15 protein-coding genes, 2 pseudogenes and 1 riboswitch are annotated in these 19,087 nt (G+C 33.6%); of the genes and pseudogenes, 2 read left to right on the forward strand and 15 right to left on the reverse strand.

Features of this window, described 5'->3' with window-relative positions:
* Positions 1–119: 119 nt before the first annotated feature.
* From COI44_RS05030 to COI44_RS05050, 5 genes are all read right to left on the reverse strand, one after another.
* Positions 120–845 carry a GntR family transcriptional regulator gene (locus COI44_RS05030; RefSeq protein ID WP_098426954.1) on the reverse strand — a complete coding sequence of 242 codons (726 nt, stop codon included), beginning with the start codon at positions 843–845 and terminating at the stop codon, positions 120–122.
* Positions 846–1,090: 245 nt separating this feature from the next.
* A riboswitch (purine riboswitch) is annotated at positions 1,091–1,192 on the reverse strand.
* Between the two features lie 61 nt (positions 1,193–1,253).
* Positions 1,254–3,641: a DNA translocase FtsK gene (locus tag COI44_RS05035; RefSeq protein ID WP_098426955.1), complete on the reverse strand. Its 2,388-nt coding sequence runs from the start codon at positions 3,639–3,641 to the stop codon at positions 1,254–1,256.
* 123 nt (positions 3,642–3,764) lie between these two features.
* On the reverse strand, positions 3,765–3,977 hold the full coding sequence (locus tag COI44_RS05040; protein ID WP_025568559.1) for a YlzJ-like family protein: 213 nt from the start codon (positions 3,975–3,977) through the stop codon (positions 3,765–3,767).
* Positions 3,974–4,657: a ClpP family protease gene (locus tag COI44_RS05045; protein WP_286163784.1), complete on the reverse strand. Its 684-nt coding sequence runs from the start codon at positions 4,655–4,657 to the stop codon at positions 3,974–3,976. The genes COI44_RS05040 and COI44_RS05045 overlap by 4 nt, the downstream gene beginning before the upstream one ends.
* 168 nt (positions 4,658–4,825) lie before the next feature.
* Positions 4,826–6,496 carry a ribonuclease J gene (locus tag COI44_RS05050; protein ID WP_098426957.1) on the reverse strand — a complete coding sequence of 557 codons (1,671 nt, stop codon included), beginning with the start codon at positions 6,494–6,496 and terminating at the stop codon, positions 4,826–4,828.
* 471 nt (positions 6,497–6,967) lie between these two features.
* Between COI44_RS05050 and COI44_RS05055 the strand changes: the two genes are divergently transcribed.
* On the forward strand, positions 6,968–8,509 hold the full coding sequence (locus COI44_RS05055) for a multicopper oxidase family protein (RefSeq protein WP_098427110.1): 1,542 nt from the start codon (positions 6,968–6,970) through the stop codon (positions 8,507–8,509).
* A 93-nt stretch (positions 8,510–8,602) separates the two neighbouring features.
* Here the strand turns inward: COI44_RS05055 and dapA are convergent, their stop codons facing one another.
* From dapA to COI44_RS05085, 6 genes and pseudogenes are all read right to left on the reverse strand, one after another.
* Entirely contained in the window at positions 8,603–9,496 is an 894-nt protein-coding gene (gene dapA, locus COI44_RS05060; protein ID WP_098426958.1) for a 4-hydroxy-tetrahydrodipicolinate synthase, read from the reverse strand.
* 20 nt (positions 9,497–9,516) lie between these two features.
* Positions 9,517–10,746, reverse strand: a complete 1,230-nt coding sequence (gene dapG / locus COI44_RS05065) for an aspartate kinase (protein ID WP_098426959.1) — start codon at positions 10,744–10,746, stop codon at positions 9,517–9,519.
* A 25-nt stretch (positions 10,747–10,771) separates the two neighbouring features.
* Positions 10,772–11,815, reverse strand: coding sequence for an aspartate-semialdehyde dehydrogenase (gene asd / locus COI44_RS05070; RefSeq protein ID WP_098426960.1), 1,044 nt, complete (start codon positions 11,813–11,815; stop codon positions 10,772–10,774).
* Positions 11,816–11,998: 183 nt separating this feature from the next.
* Positions 11,999–12,181: pseudogene (spoVFB, locus tag COI44_RS05075) on the reverse strand (dipicolinate synthase subunit B); the annotation flags it as partial.
* Between the two features lie 130 nt (positions 12,182–12,311).
* On the reverse strand, positions 12,312–12,860 hold the full coding sequence (locus tag COI44_RS05080) for a hypothetical protein (RefSeq protein WP_142329229.1): 549 nt from the start codon (positions 12,858–12,860) through the stop codon (positions 12,312–12,314).
* 305 nt (positions 12,861–13,165) lie between these two features.
* Positions 13,166–13,342 (reverse strand): cell division protein FtsZ, encoded by a 177-nt coding sequence (locus COI44_RS05085; protein WP_098426962.1) that lies wholly within the window; start codon positions 13,340–13,342, stop codon positions 13,166–13,168.
* 121 nt (positions 13,343–13,463) lie between these two features.
* Here COI44_RS05085 and COI44_RS05090 point away from each other — a divergent pair, with 121 nt between their 5' ends.
* Positions 13,464–14,960 carry a recombinase family protein gene (locus COI44_RS05090; protein WP_098426963.1) on the forward strand — a complete coding sequence of 499 codons (1,497 nt, stop codon included), beginning with the start codon at positions 13,464–13,466 and terminating at the stop codon, positions 14,958–14,960.
* A gap of 35 nt (positions 14,961–14,995) precedes the next feature.
* Here the strand turns inward: COI44_RS05090 and dpaB are convergent.
* The 4 genes and pseudogenes from dpaB to COI44_RS05110 all read right to left on the reverse strand — a co-directional run.
* Positions 14,996–15,421: pseudogene (gene dpaB / locus COI44_RS05095) on the reverse strand (dipicolinate synthase subunit B); the annotation flags it as partial.
* On the reverse strand, positions 15,418–16,320 hold the full coding sequence (gene dpaA / locus COI44_RS05100) for a dipicolinic acid synthetase subunit A (protein ID WP_097975454.1): 903 nt from the start codon (positions 16,318–16,320) through the stop codon (positions 15,418–15,420). The gene dpaA and the pseudogene dpaB, both read right to left, overlap by 4 nt.
* A 233-nt stretch (positions 16,321–16,553) precedes the next feature.
* Positions 16,554–17,795 carry a M16 family metallopeptidase gene (locus COI44_RS05105; RefSeq protein ID WP_098426964.1) on the reverse strand — a complete coding sequence of 414 codons (1,242 nt, stop codon included), beginning with the start codon at positions 17,793–17,795 and terminating at the stop codon, positions 16,554–16,556.
* A 101-nt stretch (positions 17,796–17,896) separates the two neighbouring features.
* Entirely contained in the window at positions 17,897–18,877 is a 981-nt protein-coding gene (locus COI44_RS05110) for a polysaccharide deacetylase family protein (RefSeq protein WP_098426965.1), read from the reverse strand.
* Between the last annotated feature and the right edge of the window lie 210 nt (positions 18,878–19,087).

The raw sequence follows: 19,087 nt of genomic DNA on the forward strand, positions 1-19,087 counted from the left end.
TGGTTTATAATCGTTAACTTAACGATCCACCTCCCTAATAATTTAATGAAATTTCAGTAAACAATATTTAAAAACCAGCCAAAACTTATTTTTCGTAAATATTATTTTGGCTATACAATTTAATTTCTTTTTCTTAATACATTAAAGCTGAACTGATCCGCTCTGAAGTAATTATAAGAATGTAAAACTGCACGGTTTAAATCGTCAAAATGTAACTGTTCGATTAATAATAATGAAACATCTGGTTCACACTGTAATAAAGGAGAAACTTTATCGTGATAACCTATAGGTTCAATTCTTCCACTTGAATATTCAATATTTCGACCAGTTTCTTTTTTAATGAATGTGAAGAACGAATGATCTTCATAGGACGGAACCTGTTTAAAATAATTAGTCGGTAATTTATCAATGCAATAAACTACAGGTTCACCATTTGCTGTTCGAATTCTTTCTACTACGTGCATACGATCATCTTCAGTGATTGTGAAACTTTTTAAATCATCTTTCGTAGGAACTAATAGTTTAGAAGATAGAAAGATTGTACCAGGCTCTTTACCTGCATCAACAATCATTTCTGAGACACTACTTAATTGTTCAATGCCTGTCCTAAAAATTGGTTTCGGTTTCACAAATGTACCGACTCCGTGTCTTCTAACTAAGATATTTTCTTCTTCTAAGACTCTTAATGCTTCTCTTAATGTTGCTCTTGATACTCCAAAGATTTTAGATAACTCATACTCTGATGGTAACTTATGATGTGGCAAGTAAATACCATTCTCAATATCTTGTTTTATTCGATCCATCACTTGGAGATAAAGTAATCTGGTGTCTGTTTTAATCTTCATTTCCCATCCCCCAAACTTCGGATTTCAGACATCAGTTGTTAGACATCTGTCGTATAATCCTTCTTTACTATACTGTTATTTTTTACTCATTTCAACACTTTTTTGTAAACGCTTTATTTTTTATTACGTTCATGAATCATTTGTTTATATTTAACAAAAAAAAACTCTTATAATCTACCGTTCCACTTAGTGAAAAAGCTAGATTATAAGAGTTTTTGATTATCGTAAATATAAATCATTTCTCCATAATAATGCTTTTTCCCCATAGTATTGCAAATATTGGTTGCAATGTAGAAACTTCCGACCCATTATGTCGATATTATATGAGGACTATCAATTTATCTGAAGAAATAATATCATTCTATGTCTAAAAATGTCAATAATGTTTCGACAATTTTTTCTTTTTGTTTAAGACAAGGCTTGCTCATCTTCTATTGGTTTACTAATTAATACTTCCCTAGGTTTACTACCTTCATACGGACCAACTATACCATTATCTTCCATCGCATCAATTAATCTTGCTGCTCTTGTATAACCAATTCTAAATCTTCTTTGTAGTAGTGATACTGAGGCTGATTGCATATTTGTTACTAACTCAACAGCTTCATTATAGAGATCATCATTTACCTCGGATTTTCCATCTTTTTCCTCTTTTACCATCATTTCTTCTTGGTATTGAGCCTTTTGTTGAGAGATTGAAAACTCGACTACTCTTTCAACTTCATCATCAGATAAAAATGCTCCTTGTACTCGGATTGGTTTAGATGCACCGATTGGTTGATATAACATATCTCCTCTTCCTAATAGTTTTTCTGCTCCACCAGTATCAAGAATTGTACGAGAATCTGTTTGAGAAGATACACTAAAAGCAATTCGAGAAGGTATATTTGCTTTAATGACACCCGTGATAACGTCAACAGACGGTCGTTGTGTAGCAATAATTAAGTGGATACCCGCTGCACGAGCCATTTGAGCTAATCTAGTGATAGAATCTTCCACGTCACTCGAAGCTACCATCATTAAGTCCGCTAACTCATCAACAATCACGACGATAAATGGTAATAAAGGTTGTTTGGAATCAGTCATCGTATTATTTTGTTTAGTTAATTCGTTAAAACCTTCGATATTTCTAGTACCTGAATGAGAAAAAAGCTCATATCTTCTTTCCATTTCACTAACAACTTTTCGTAACGCTTGTGAAGCCTTTTTAGGGTTTGTTACAACCGGAGTTAGCAAATGAGGAATACCATTATAAACATTCAATTCAACCATCTTCGGATCGATTAGCATTAGCTTTACTTCAGATGGTTTTGCATTCATTAGGATACTAACAATGATTCCATTTATACATACACTTTTCCCACTACCTGTCGCCCCAGCAACTAGTAAATGAGGCATTTTATTAAGCTCAGCAAATACAGCATCACCGGCAATATCTTTTCCTAACGATACAGCTAATGGATTTTGTAATTTCGGATTTTTTGCTTCGAGAACTTCTCTAAGTAATACAGTCGTTATATTCGTATTAGGAACTTCAATTCCTACTGCAGATTTACCTGGAATTGGAGCTTCAATACGAATGTCTTTTGCTGCAAGTGCAAGTGCTAAATCATCACTAAGATTTACAATACGACTAACTTTTACCCCTGCTTCAGGGTATACTTCATATTTTGTTACCGCTGGTCCATGATGTACTTTTGTTACTGTAGCCTTTACACCAAAACTTTGAAATGTTCTTTCAAGCTTGTCCGCATTTTCCTTTAGTTTAGATTCATTTTCACGTTTTTTAGTACCCTTTGGGTAGGCCAATAAATCCATTGATGGCAATACGTAATCTACCTTATCATCAATTCCTACTTCTGCAACTGGCAATTCGATTGACTGATCGTCTTCCTCTGCAAAACGCGCCTGGATTTGATTTGAATTATTTGCGGTGATTAATTCTGGTTCCTTAGGTGGCTGGTATGTAGGAGAATATTCGATTTGAATTTCTTTTTTCGGCTCGATGATCTCATCTTCATATGAATTTTTAACTTGGTAATTTAAACTATTACCAGTAGACACTTCTTCATGATCATTGTCTTCATATGAATCTTTCCTTGTTTTTCTCTTTTGCTTAGCCTCAGCTCGTCTACTAGTAGTTTTTTGTTCACGACCACGTTTCCAGAAATTTGTAAAATCCTTCCAACTATCTGAAATTAAATTTCTTACTTTTGGCATTATATATTGATATACATAACCACCAAGTGGCTTACCAGTAATAAATAAAACACCCGCAACAATTGCAATGATTCCGAATAGAATCGCACCGGTTCGATCAAATAAGAAATATAAAACTGCAAAAAGTATCGCTCCAATCATACCTCCACCAAGATCCACCGTACTAATTTTGCCTTTGGCTTCAATTAAAAATAAATCTAGCGTACTTTTTATGACAGATTGATCATGAAATTGATTATTTTTTGCTAATAAATCAAATAGAGTAACATGACTAAACATCAATATACTAAAGAAGATTAACAATCCACCAATCGTAATACTCGAAACAAATGGAGGTCTTTTTCGATAAATTATGCTATATGCAGATAAACCGATGATAAAAAGAAAACTAAGCATGTACCATTCCCCAAAGAAGAATCTCAAGAATAATACAAAGGCTTTACCTACAATACCAAGCTTTAATATTGTTACGATTGATAGTGCTAAAAATATTAATCCACTAATTTCATACCATATTGAACCATTGCCACTTACTGATTTTCGAGCTTTTGACTTTTGCTGCTTCTGCTTTGCCATGTAATTCACCCCCATCAAAATTTGCAGATTCGCCAAAGAAAGCAGCCTTTTGGCTGCTTTCTTAAATTGAATTTATTATAACATATCAGAACATATGTTTACCATGTATTGTTAATAATTACCTCAAGTTGGAAGAACTAAAATTCTTTGGCCTGGTGTATATTGCATAAAATGCTGCGGATCGGTACTTACAATTCTTTTAATTTCAAAAGCTGTACCCCCAACACTATCAACCAACATGGGAACACCATTGTATTCCAAAAACTGCTGCGATGTGTATTCTTGTTGATCAACAGGAAAAATCGATTCAATTGGCATTATTGTATAAAGAATCAAAATTCATTCTCCTCTTTATTAAACTTTTCTTTTCGTTCGTCAATTAATTCCTGCAACTTACTTAGTGCTTGCCCAATCCCACCTACATCATCAATTAGTCCATATTTTACCGCATCTCCACCGACTACATTAGAGCCGATATCTCTTGTTAAATTACCTTTTGTAAACATTAATTCCTTGAAACGTTCTTCCGTAATATTCGAATGCTTCGTAACAAAACGAGTTACCCTTTCTTGCATTTTATCAAGATATTCAAATGTTTGAGGTACACCAATTACTAAACCAGTTAATCGAATTGGATGAATCGTCATTGTTGCCGTTTCAGCAATAAATGAGAAGTCAGTACTTACTGCAATTGGTACTCCGATACTATGTCCACCGCCTAAAACGATTGATACAGTAGGTTTCGTTAATGTTGCAATCATTTCTGAAATCGCAAGGCCTGCTTCCACATCTCCACCGACAGTATTTAGAACAATCAATAATCCTTCAATCTTAGGATTTTGTTCAATTGCCACTAATTGCGGGATTAAATGCTCATATTTAGTTGTCTTATTTTGAGGTGGTAATGCCACATGCCCTTCAATTTGTCCAATTATCGTTAGACAATGGATTTTTGAATCATTGCTTGCTGGAACATTTGTTTGTCCTAATTGCTGAATTTTTTCAACAATGCTCATATCCTTTTGATCACTTGGCTTTGGAGGTGCATCTTCGTTTGGAATAGGTGTTTCATTATTTGAATTTGTCAAAACGGTTCCCCCTATCATTTTTCATACAAGTTAGTATGTGAAAATAATAAGGAAATCATACCCATCTTGGATTAAGAAATACCTCGCAATTTAAAATTATACTTCCATTAATATTGGAAGAATCATGGGTCTTCTTTTTGTTTCTTCATATAAGTAAGCGCTTAATCCATCTCTTATTGAATTTTTTAATAATGTCCATTCAATTTGATCGTTCTGTAGCATTTTTTGTGTAATGTCTTTTACAATTTCAGTTGATCTAGTTATTAATTTTTCGGACTCACGAACATATACAAAGCCACGAGTGATGATTTCTGGACCAGATATGATTGCTTTCTTTTGCTTGTTAAACGTTACCACAACGATTAAAATTCCATCTTGAGAAAGTAGCTTACGATCACGTAATACGATATTTCCAACATCACCGACACCAATTCCGTCAATTAAAACGTTGCCAACTTCAATTTTTTCAGTACGAGAAGCTTGACCATTTTTAAACGAAACGATGTCCCCTTTTTCAATAATGAAAATATCTTCTTTTGATATCCCTACTTCTTCTGCAATATGTGAATGTGCTTTTTGCATTCGATATTCACCATGAACTGGTATGAAATATTTTGGCTTCATCAATTCAAGCATTAATTTTAATTCTTCTTCATAGCCATGGCCAGATACATGTACCTTCTTATAACCATAAATAACATTTGCACCCGCTCTAAATAATAGATTAACAGAAGTTGAAACTAACATTTCATTTCCTGGAATAGCTGTTGCCGCCATTAGTACAGTATCACCTTTTCGAATTGAAACTTGTTTATGCGTACCTTTAGCAATTTTTGAAAGGGCTGCCATCGGTTCTCCTTGTGTACCTGTTGTAAGGATGACAATATCTCTTTCTTTATAATTATCTGTATCCACAACTGAAATCATTAAATCATCAGGAATCGATAAATAATCTAATTCCTTCGCTAGTTCAATCGATTTCATCATACTACTTCCGACTACTGCTAGTTTTCTACCAGAAGCTACACTTGCATCAATAACCTGTTGGATCCGATATATATTTGAAGAAAAGCAAGCTACTAAAACTCTTCCTTTTGCAAACATTATTTCTTTTTTAATTTCTTCCGATACTTTCTTCTCAGAACCCGAAAACCCTTGCCTTTCTGCGTTTGTGCTATCAGATAGCAAACATAAGACACCTTTATCTCCTATTAATGCTAGTTTACCTAAATCAGCACCTGGATAAGGACTTTTCGATTGATCAAATTTGAAGTCTCCAGTAAAAACGACCGCACCTTGTGGTGTATTTACACAAAATCCAAATGAATCAGGAATACTGTGAGTAGTCCTAAAAAAACTAATTGAACTATTTTCAAATGTTAATAAAGTAGTTTCGTCATATAGTTCCAATTGCTCAAGGTTTTTAATACCCTTTTCACTTAATTTTTCCCTTATAAATAAATAAGCTAATTTATTCGTGTAAAACTTTACTTGTGGAAGTTTATTCATAATATATGGAATCGCACCAATATGATCTTCATGTCCATGTGTTATAAAAACACCTACTATTTTATGTGCGTTTTTCTCTAAATAACTTACATCAGGTATAACATGATCTATTCCGTACATTTCTTGGTCAGGAAATTTTAATCCTGCATCTAACACATAAATCAATTCACCAACTTCGACAATATACATGTTTTTTCCGATTTCACCTACCCCACCAAGGGCAAAAACTTTTACTTGTTCCTTCATTTCCTTCACCACAACCTGTTCCTCCTAGTAAGTTCTTTAAATTTACAGACCGTTCAAAATCTTACAAACATTATATCCTAGTCCGAACAGGTAAAACAAGATACATTCTTCCTTAAATAGGAAAATCGGATTACTTTGGGGATGTATTTTTAATCATTTTTTAACGCTCAGGTTGTTAAAGCTAATTTTAAAAAGGAAAATTCTTATTTCCACTTCATCTTTCTACTTAACATAGGAGTTAAGATTACTTGAATTAAGCGATAAAAAGATGGGTTACCTTTGACTTCTTAATAAACCAATTAATAGATCTTTCTAAGATGAGAAAATGACAAAGTTAGCTCTAGGGGTGTTGTTAAAAAAGTGTCTTTATTGAATTTCTTTATTTTGTAGTAATTGAATGGTCAATTATTGCTTATTGCTGGAATATGAATAGGTTAGAAAAGGAGGACTGATATGAATTTTAATGACAGAGAGCCGCCAAAAATGAATCTTTCTAAATTCGTTGATGAACTACCCATTCCACCAATTTTAAAACCTCGCTGGAAAGATCATTTTTATACTTATTATGAAGTAACGATGAAGGAGTTTAAGCAATCGCTCCATAGTGAGTTAAATGACTCAACTGTTTGGGGGTATGAAGGAAGCTATCCTGGACCTACAATTAAAGTAGAGCAAGGTGAAATCGTGTTTATTAAATGGATCAATGATCTCCCGGACAAACACCTGTTTCCGATAGATTATACTGTTCATGGTGCTCAAAAAGATGTCCCTCATGTAAGGACAGTTGTACATTTACATGGTGCTTGTGTTGAACCTGAAAGCGATGGCTATCCTGAAGCTTGGTTTACAAAAGATTATAAACAAGTTGGTCGTTATTTTAGAAAGCAAGTATATCGATATGATAATTGCAATTGTGCATCTACGCTTTGGTACCATGATCATGCACTCGGTATTACAAGGCTTAATATTTATGCTGGCTTAGCAGGATTCTATCTAATTAGTGATCAAAAGGAAAGTTCATTTAATTTACCGAATGGGAAATATGATTTGCCACTATTGATACAAGATAAAAGTTTTAATCACGATGGTTCACTTTATTATCCAGAACAACCAGAACAACCAGATCAACCAATCAAAGAACTACAAATGTCTATTATCCCTGAATTTATTGGTGATACAGTAATCGTGAATGGTAAAGTTCATCCTTATTTAAAAGTTGAACCAAGAAAATATCGATTTAGGTTATTAAACGGTTCTAATTCACGCTTTTTTCGATTTAAGCTTGATTCTGGTCAACTTATGTATCAAATCGCAACTGAGCGTGGATTCATGCAGCATCCGATTGGAATAAATGAGCTCATGTTATCACCTGCAGAACGAGCAGAAGTAATCATCGATTTTACTAATCTTGAAGGTAAGAAGATTATTATGCAGAATGATGCTCCTACCCCATTTCCATCTGGAAAACCTGTTGATGAAAATACGGGAACTGTGATGCAATTTCTAGTTTCATTGCCATTGTCAAACGTGGATACGAGTATGATACCAGCTAATATGGTGACTATTCCAAAAATAAATGAACAGTCTGCTTCAATTAAGCGATACTTAACATTAGATCACAGGTTGGATCAGTATGGACGAGAAATTATGTTATTGGATAATAAACATTGGGATGCCCCCATTACAGAAAATCCGAAATTGGGAACGACCGAAATATGGTATTTAATTAACTTAACGCCAGATGCTCATCCTATCCATCTCCACTTAATTGATTTCCAAATCTTAGATCGAAGAAACTTTGATGTAGAAAAGTATAAAAAGGAAAGGATCATTCATTACACAGATCCACCGACTCCACCAAAGCCACAAGAATGTGGTTGGAAGGATACAGTTCAAGCTAATCCAAATCAAGTAACTAGAATAATTATGAGGTTTGGGCCATTCACAGGATTATATGTTTGGCACTGTCATATGTTGGAACACGAGGACTATGAAATGATGAGACCATTTATTGTGATTCATTAGGAATATTCTGTTTTTTTGAGGATGAGTCCATAGATTAATAAAAACCACTTACGCCATCCAAATTAATCGGATTATTTGTAAGTGGTTTTGTTATTAATTACTTTGTAATGCTTCGTCTAATTTATTTATTAATATACCGATTGTTGTGCGTTCAGCTTCTGAAAGTGGTACAAGCGGTAAACGAACTCCACCAACATCTAAACCTTTCATTTGTAAAGCTGTTTTGATTGGACCTGGGCTTGGAGCCATGAAGAATCCTTCAAATAATGGTAATAGTTTACGGTGTAAGAATTGTGCTTTAGCCATATCTCCTGTGAAGAAGCTTTCAGCTAATTGCTGCATTTCATTTCCTAACACGTGTGATGCAACTGAAACCGTTCCCTTTGAGCCAATTGCAAATGCAGGAAGTGTTAGGCCGTCGTCACCACAGTATAATTCAAAATCTTCAGGAGTACGGTCAATAATTTCTGTCATTATGCTTAAGTTACCAGTCGCATCTTTAATTGCAACTACATTCGAAATTTCTGCTAATCTTACAACTGTATCTACAGTAAGGCTAGCAACTGTTCTACCTGGTACATTATATAACATTACAGGCAGTTCAGTACTTTCAGCTGCCGCTTTAAAGTGTTGATATAGGCCTTCTTGGTTCGGTTTATTATAATAAGGCACAACTACCATTATTGCATCTACACCTAAAGCAGAAACCTTTTTCGTTAATTCAACTGTTTCACGAGTATTATTACTTCCTGTACCCGCGATTACTGGTACTCTTCCAGCTGCAGTTGAAACAACTTGGCTAATTAAAGCTAACTTTTCTTCAGAAGTTAACGTTGGAGATTCTCCAGTTGTTCCACAAACTACGATAGAATCAGTACCATTCTCAATTAAGTAGTTCACCAGTTTTGTTGTTTTTGCGAAATCAATATTTCCTTTTGAGTCAAAAGGTGTTACCATCGCTGTTGAAATTTTACCAAATCTACTCATTGTTCCACTCCGATCAAATATTAATCCATTTTAACTGAACTAAGTTCAAATGCATCATGAAGTGCAGTAACTGCTTCGACCATATCTTCATTTTTGACAAGTACCCAAATCGTTGTATGACTATCAGCTGATTGTAAAATCTGAATCCCTTTTTCAGCTAATGCAGTTACAATTTTTGAAGTTACGCCAGGTACTCCTGCAATTGCCGCTCCAACTATTGATACTTTTGCACACCCTGTAATGTATGAAGGCTCATAGCCAATACCTTTTAATACTTCAATCGCTTTTGAAGCAACTTCATCACTTACAGTGTATACTACACCATTAGGTGAAATATTAATAAAGTCTACGCTTATTCCTTTATTTGCCATTGCTTTAAATACTTGAGAATGTAAATCAAAAGTATGTTCCTTTGAAGTTACTCTAATTTGTGTAACATTCGGTACATGTGCGATTCCTGTAATTAAACGATCATGAATATTTTCACCAATAATTCGTTGGGTAGGATTCGATGTTACTAGTGTACCTAAACTATTTGAATAAGTTGAACGAATTCGAATAGGTACCTTCCCTTGCATCGCGATTTCTACAGCTCTAGGATGAATTACTTTAGCTCCTTGATATGCCATATTACATATTTCTGCATAAGTCACAACTGATAAAGGTCTTGCTTCCTTTACAATCCTTGGATCTGCTGTCATTACACCTTCAACGTCAGTAAAGATTTCGATTGTTTCTGCGCCAACAGCAACCCCAAGTGCAGATGCAGAAGTATCACTTCCACCTCTACCTAATGTTGTGATATCACCATTTGATGTTGATCCTTGGAATCCTGCGACTACTACAACATCATAGTTTTCTAGCTCTTTAATTAGACGGCCACATTTCATATCAAGAATTTTTGCATTTCCAAATTCATCATTTGTTCGGAAACCTGCAGATGCACCTGTCATTGCCATGGCATGAATACCGTTTTCATTCAATAAATTTGAAAAAACAATTGATGAAATTGTTTCACCACATGACATTAATAAATCAAGTTCTCTTTGTGTTACCTTACTTTTTTTTGCGCCAACTAAATTTAATAGTGTATCTGTTGCATATGGTTCACCTTTTCGTCCCATTGCAGAAACAACTACTACTAATTTATATCCTTTTTCTAATGCTTCTTTTATATGCTTAAGTGCGTGCTTTCTTCCATTTTCGTCACGTACTGAAGTTCCTCCAAATTTTTGGACTAATATTTTCATTCTTGCACCTCTCTAGCAGTTTTCACTAAATGATGCTCAACTCAATTAATCTTTCAGCAATTTGCACTGAATTCCAAGCAGCACCTTTTAATAGATTATCTGAAACGATCCATAAATGGAATCCAAATGGATTATCCAGGTCTTTACGGATACGTCCTACAAACACTTCATTACTTCCAATACTGTAAAATGGCATTGGATATAGTTGTTGTTCTGGATCATCTTGTAAAACGATTCCAGGTGCATCACTTAAAAGTGATTTAAGTTCAGCTACCGATATTTCCTTATCAACTTCAATGTAAACTGACTCTGAGTGACCAGAAATTACAGGAAGTCTTACACAAGTTGCACTAATTTGTAATTCAGGTAAATGCATGATTTTTTTCGTTTCATTAATCATTTTCATTTCTTCATAAGTATATCCATTCTCAGTAAATACATCGATTTGTGGAATTGCGTTAAAAGCAATTTGATAATGCTTCTCACCACTTTTTACCGGTAATACTGATGGAGTTGCTTCTTCGCCATTTAAGAATGCTTGCGCCTGATCCTTTAATGCTTCAATTGCTGTAACTCCAGCACCAGAAACGGCTTGGTAAGTTGAAACTACTACTTTATTTAAACCAATTGATTGACGAATTGGTTCTAGGGCAACAACCATTTGGATTGTTGAACAGTTAGGATTTGCAATAATACCTTTATGATTAAATAAATCTTTGTCATTTACTTCAGGTACAACTAAAGGTACATCTTCAGCCATTCTAAATGCACTAGTGTTATCTACTACTACTGCCCCTCTTTTAACTGCTTCAGGAGCTAGATCTTTTGATACTGAGCCACCAGCACTAAATAAAGCAATATCAACACCTTCAAAAGCTTCAGGAGTAGCTTCTTGTACGATTACTTCTTCACCTTTATATGTTAACTTTGTTCCTGCAGAACGTTTTGAAGATAAATATTTAATTTCTTTTACTGGAAAATTTCTTTTCTCTAATGTTGCAATCATTTGTTGTCCAACTGCTCCAGTTGCACCTACTACAGCTACTACATAACTTTGTTTATTCCCCACTTTTTTTGCACCATCCCTGTTTTCACTTTTATTAAATAGTTTACGTCAAATGAAGTTTATATTCAAAGGTTTTCGCTTGAATAATTGATTTCATAGTAACGAGTATGTATCCTAATGACACATACTCAATTTTCTTCATTCTAACATAGAAAAAATAATTCAGTCTTATTTTTTCTAAAATATTTATTGGAGATCGCGATATTTTTCAACTAAAACAGGTTGAAGTTGTTTTCCTTCAATAGAAGATTTCACTGTATCAAGCAATGATTCCATTCTTGCCACTAAAGAATTCGGTTTTTTTATTGGATCATCTTGACCAAAGGGAATAAAATAGATATTTTTTGTACTCATTAAACGCATTAAATTATGACTTAGAGGATAATACCTATAAATGGAATATCATTGGTTTGGGACAGTAAAAAATTGACATTAATAGGAGCCGATTAAAGGATTTAAAAGGGGATTGAAACAAAAATTAACCTTAGTAAAATAATTTTTAAGATCTCACCCTAAGATTGTAATGAACAATATATTTAGCGTAAACAGTATCAAGTTGTTTTTTAATGCAAGTATTATAAAAGGTTTGTTTATAATCAGTATATAGTACCTTTAAAAACCGATCTCTAATTGATTTAATCGTCAAATTATGAAACCGTAAATAGGTTTCAGTCCAAAATACCATATTGTTTGAAAAAGTTTCATCGTCGATTTCAAAAAATGTCCGTACAGCTCGAACACCAATATTCCCCATTAAAACAGTAACATCTTCCACGTCAACATTTGCATCTAGTTCAAAAATAATAATCTCATTGTCGTTTCTAGTTCTATTATTTGCACCCTTAAGTGAATAACCGATTAATTCACCATTTGTAAGATTAAAAGCAACTACACCTTTAGCATAATCTAAAGCCCAGTTTTGATAAGCTAGTTCTATGACATCTTTTATTCTTACATTTAATATTAAATGATCAGCAAGCTTACGTTCGATCAATTTTTCCTTTGAAAAAAATTGTTTTTTTAAATGATATTCGATAATAACCAACATTCCTCTCTATGATGAATATTTAGAATCACTATCACTATAATTACGATCGTTATGTAAAAAAAATGACAGATTTTTGAGTAATCTGTCTCAGAATTTTTCTGAAATACATGAATCACCTTGATCATGGTCACTATTATATCTACAGTTAAATTGATTGCATATTTAGTTTTTTACCGTTGTAAAAGTACAAAAAATATTGTTTCCCTAAGGTATCCTGTCATTTGGAATAATCGCTAATTCTTTCTAGGTCAATAGAAACTATAAAATAAAAAAAGCACCCTTTTTTGGTGCTTACTAAATTCATCTTACTGATCATCTTTCTTATACAATTCTTCTTTAACAATCTTCCAGCCAATCGTATGAATTTCTTTAATAATTTTCTTTCTATTTTCTTCTGTAACATCATTTGGCGCAATTATATTCACTTTTGTTTTTCCAAATTGATAGGTAGCAGTAAATTCTGTTTGTTTACTCAGTATCACCACCCCCATAATTCATTGTATGTTTCGTTTTATGACGGACTAACCAACCATTTGTTGCCGATTGATTCAAAAATTAATTAATTCCTTAATTAGACATATATATAGTCTATGAGGTGATTAAATGGAACGAATTGCATTGTACTTGCGTAAAAGTCGAGCAGATCTAGATGCAGAGGCTAGAGGTGAAGGTGAGACCTTATCAAAGCATAAGGAGCAGCTTTTAAAATTCGCTAAGGACCATAATTTAAATATAATTTGTATCCGACAGGAAATTGCATCTGGTGAATCGCTTGTTTACCGGCCAGAAATGTTAAAGCTTTTACAAGAAGTTGAAGAATTTAAATATGATGGCGTGTTAGTAATGGATATGGACCGTCTTGGACGCGGTAATATGAAGGAGCAAGGCATTATTTTAGAAACCTTTAAATCATCTAGAACAAAAATTATTACACCAAGAAAGACCTATGACCTTCATGATGAGTTTGATGAGGAATACAGTGAATTTGAGGCATTTATGGCGCGGAAAGAATTAAAAATAATTACTCGAAGGCTTCAACGAGGTCGAGTATTATCAGTCCAAAGAGGAAATTATTTAGGAACCTTTGCACCTTATGGTTATGAGATTTATGAAACAAAGGAATTCCGCTCTTTACGTATTAATAGCAATCAGGCAAAGGTAGTAAAAAGTATTTTTGAATGGTATACGAAGGATTTGATTGGTGCAAATGAAATTGCTAACCGTTTAAATCAAATGAATATCCCGTCCTATACAGGGAAAAAGTGGAGTTACCATTCCATTTTGGAGATGATAAAAAATCCTATTTATATCGGTAAGGTGACTTGGAATAAAAAATCAAGTAAGGGTATAAGAAAACCAAAATCTGACTGGTTGATTGTTGATGGAAAACATGAAGCAATCATTGATCTTGATATATTCAACTCAGCACAAAATATTTTAAATAGTCGTTACCATGCCCCTTATAATACTAAATTAAGTAATCAGCTAGCTGGAATAATGTTTTGCAGTAAATGTGGTTCAAAATTACAGCAGCGTTATCCAAAAGGCAAGCCTAGACAAATTGTTTGTACAAATAACCGTTGTAACACCCGCTCTTCCTACACTCATTTAATTGAAGAGAAACTCTTACAGGGGTTAGAAATTTGGTTAAAAGAATACAAAATAAGTTTTACAAATCAAACCGACGAGAAAGATTTTGATGTGATTAATTTAAAAAAACAGGCACTTAAACAAATCGAAAATGAATTAAATGAAGTAGTAAAACAAAAAAATAATTTATTTAATTTACTAGAACGTGGTGTTTATGATGAATCGATTTACAATGAACGTTCTGAAATCCTCTCTAACCGACTAGAGGAACTTTCAAATAGTAAGACGTTAGTTTCGGATGAACTAGCTAAATATCACAATAGAGAGTTGCTAAACGAACAATTTATTCCAACCTTTGAAAAAGTGTTAGATTTATATTACAAAACAACCGATATAGAACTTAAAAATCGTCTCCTTAAATCAGTTTTATTTAAAGTTGAGTATCAAAAAGAGCCACATCAAAAACTAGATGATTTTACACTTATACTTTACCCAAAGCTCCCCAGGTGATCTTGTTAACTGATTTGGTATTACCATCTAAGTCACATTAAATTAGTTCCATTTAAACCTAAAGCATCGTTTGTAGAAATACCTAAAACAACAGGTTTTCCATTTCTTAATGTAGCCTTAGCTGCCATTAATACAGGGCTATCAGTTTGAGCATTAGCAAACTTACTCATTGAATTTCCTGTTAACGGTGCAATTACCATGCAATCTAATTGTACTTTTGGACCAAATGGTTCTGCTCCTACAATTGAATCAACTGTTTTACGCCCTGTAATTTCTTCTATTTTTTCGATCCAGTCTTCTCCTACACCAAATCGAGTTGTTGTGCTTTTTACAGTAAATGTAACAACAGGGTATACGTCAGCTCCATCATCCACTAACTTTTGAATTTGTGGTACTACCTCTTCATAAGTACAATGTGATCCTGTAATACCAAATCCAATTTTCTTACCTTTCAACGTCATTTTTGTTGCTCCTTCCTTTTATCTAAATCTACCTTTAATAGCTGTGTTAGTACGTTTCCAATTATTTGACCTGCTGTTTTAGGAGCAACGATTCCTGGTAAACCTGGTGCTAGTAATGCCTTAATACCTCTTTTTTCAGCATAACGAAAATCTGTTCCTCCAGGTTTAGAGGCTAAATCAATAATTAATGAATGAGGTTGTAATTTTGAAATAACACTTGCTGTCACGATTTGAACTGGAACAGTATTAATTACAACATCTACATCCTTTAAGGCCTCTTCAATATTCTTAAATTCAAAAGCTTCTAAGCCCATTTCAACAATTCTAGCAATATGTTCTGATTTACGAGCCCCTACTTTTACTTTTGCACCCAAATTATGAAAAGTCCTTGCGACACTCATTCCTGTACGACCTAAACCTAATACGGCTACTTTCGAATTATGAATTGTATATTCCGTATGTTGAATAACCATCATAATCGTACCTTCAACGGTTGGAATACTATTATAAATAGCTACATCGTCTCGTTCAAATAATTTTACTAACTTTCGATTTGAAGCTGTAACTATACTATCTAAGTATGAGTTACTTATTCCAGAGTAAATCGTACAATGCGAAGGAGTACTGTCTAAAATTTCTTTTGTCAGCACGACTTTCTCATTTGAAAAAATTGTATCGACAACTCCTTCAATATTCGTACCTGGTACAGGTAGAAGGATTGCATCTAGATCTTCAAAATTTGCATCTGCCATTAATTCTTTTGATGCACTTGTAAAGCCACTATCTAATTGTTCAAAGCCTATTAATGTTACCTTTGCGTCTAACTCTGTTAACTTCCGAATAACTTCTAGCTGTCTGGCGTCCCCACCAATAACAGCAATATGCAAGCCAGTTAACATGCAGCATTCACCTTCTTTACTTCACTATGGTAAATGGAAATTAATCTCTGTAAGCAGGACTACCGCCTAACATCTTTCTCCTAAATATCTTATGAATCTTCCATTGCATTGGTGAAGATTCTTTCTAAAATTAAGGAGCAGTAATAAAAAACTGTTTAAATCTGAGCATTTCTATTCTCGGTCATTTGAAATATAAAAAAGAGAGCCCTATAAAGGCCCCCTAATTTATCAACTTATTGTTTAATATTTGTTGGAATTACTCCATCAGGACTTACTAATGAAACTGCGTAATCGTCAGTAAAAACAAACTTCGCAATATCATTTACTTTATCAATTGTTACTCCATCAATTAGTTGGATTACTTCATCTAAAGTACGGTGATTACCTAGCATTAATTCATTTTTACCATTTCGGCTCATTCTGCTATTTGTACTTTCTAATCCTAACATTAAATTACCTTTTAATTGCTCTTTACAATTATTTAATTCTTTTTCTGTTATTCCATCTGCATTTAATACTTTTAAAGTTTCTTGGATTGTTTCAAATAATTGATTTAGTTGGCTTTTTCCAGTACCTGCATAAATTGCAACTGTACCACTATCATGGTATGCAGAGTGATAAGAGAATACTGAATATGCAAGTCCTTTTTGCTCACGAACATCTTGGAATAAACGACTACTCATACTACCACCAAGTATATTATTTAAAGCAATTAATGGATATAAATCGCTATGTCCAAGTTCAAGACCTCTATAGCCAACACAAAGATGTGCTTGCTCTGTTTCTTTTTTGCGAGCAATTTGTCCATAATGGATTGTAGGGATTCCAAAGTTGATATCTTTCTTTTTACCCTCATAATTTCCAAATAAATCTTCAACACGTTTAATAAAAGATTCATCAATATTACCCGCAATTGAAATAACTACTTGATCCGGAGTGTAAAAATCCTTCATGTACTGACGTAAAGTATCGCTGTTAAAAGATTTTAAAGTTTCTTCTGTACCTAATATTGGATAACCTAATGGATGAGTTTCATACATAACTTTACCTAATAAATCATGTACTAAATCATCTGGTGTATCATCATACATTTTGATTTCTTCAAGTACTACATTTTTTTCTTTTTCTAATTCACCTTCATCAAAAGTTGAATTAAAAAACATATCTCCTAACACTTCTAAAGCGTAATCCGCATGAGTATCTAATACTTTAGCGTAATAACAAGTATATTCTTTTGAAGTAAATGCATTTACTTGTCCACCAATTGAATCGAAACTTTCAGCGATTTCTTTCGCATTGCGTGTTTTAGTACCTTTAAAGAACATATGCTCAAGAAAATGTGAAACACCATTCAGTTCTGACGTTTCATTGCTTGAACCTGTTTTAATCCAGACTCCAAGTGCAACTGAACGAACAGTTGAAATATTTTCAATAACTACTCTAACTCCATTTTTGCAAGTATGTCGTACAATCATGTAATGCCTCCTATGTATACACCATCTATTTACACTTTTGTAATAAGATTGAAAAATTTAACTATATTTTACAATCATCTTAACAAAGCTGAAAGTAATTGTCATTTGTTTTCAACTTTTTTAATTGTATCGTACCTTTTTTCATCTAATAAAGTTGAAATATTTACAACTTTTCGGCCTGATGCCTCTATTTTTGTGATTAGTTCATCAAGTGCCTCAGCTGTCGGTTTCGTTGGATGCATAAGAACGATTGTACCATTGCCTACTTTTTTCATAACACGATTAATAATGACTTCTCTTGGCGGTTTCTGCCAATCAATCGTATCTGCTGTCCACATAATTGTTTTTAAGCCTAAACTTGAAGCGATTTTAACTACCTCATCACGATAACTACCGCTTGGAGGAGCAAACCATACAACTTTTTGATCAGTTGTAGCTAGTATGACTGAATTAGTTTGGGTTATTTCATTTCTTATTTGCTGACTACCTAATCTTGCCATATCAGGATGTGTATAAGAATGGTTCCCAACTTCTTGATCTGCAGCAGTGATTAGTTGAGCGACAGTTGGATTATTTTTTACCCATCTACCCTCAAGAAAGAAAGTTGCGTTTGCATTGTGCTTCTTTAATACTTCTAACATTTCCGGAATATATTCATTTCCCCATGCAACATTGATAGTAAATGCTACCATTGGTTTTTCAGGATTCCCTTTATACACTGGTGATGGTGGTAAATCCTTTAAATGAACTTTTGGAGAAACCTCTTTAAAAACTAGTTTATTCTCATCAAACTTACCATTTGCCTTCATTTTCTTATATGACGCATTAACATCGACTGTTAAACCGTTATAGCCAGGTATTGCTTTCCAAACCGAGTCCACATAGGCATCTTTTGGAGGTATCTCGAAAGTTGGCGCTTTTGTTTTGATTTCATCAAATAACCCATCTGTTTTTGCTGTTACAAATGACGTTTTTGAAGATAAGTTCCTCACATATTGATTAGTATATTGATTTCTAACTACTAAAATTGCTAGAAATAATGCCATAACGAATGCTAAGACTTTTAACCGACTTCTACTCATTTCCTAAACGCCCTCCTACTAGAAGGAATATGATATTTTTGAATAAAATAGAACAAGCTTTCTACAACTTATGTACGACTAAATTAGCAATAACTAATTTATCTGGTAATTTCTAGTTCTACTTTTCTTATTGTAACCAAAAAAATTTTAGGCACACATGAAATTCTGGAAAATTAAAAGAGAGGATTAAGAAGGAGTGTGAAAGTAAAA

The sequence above is a fragment of the Bacillus sp. AFS088145 genome (assembly GCF_002564465.1).
GTDB lineage: Bacteria > Bacillota > Bacilli > Bacillales > Bacillaceae_G > Gottfriedia.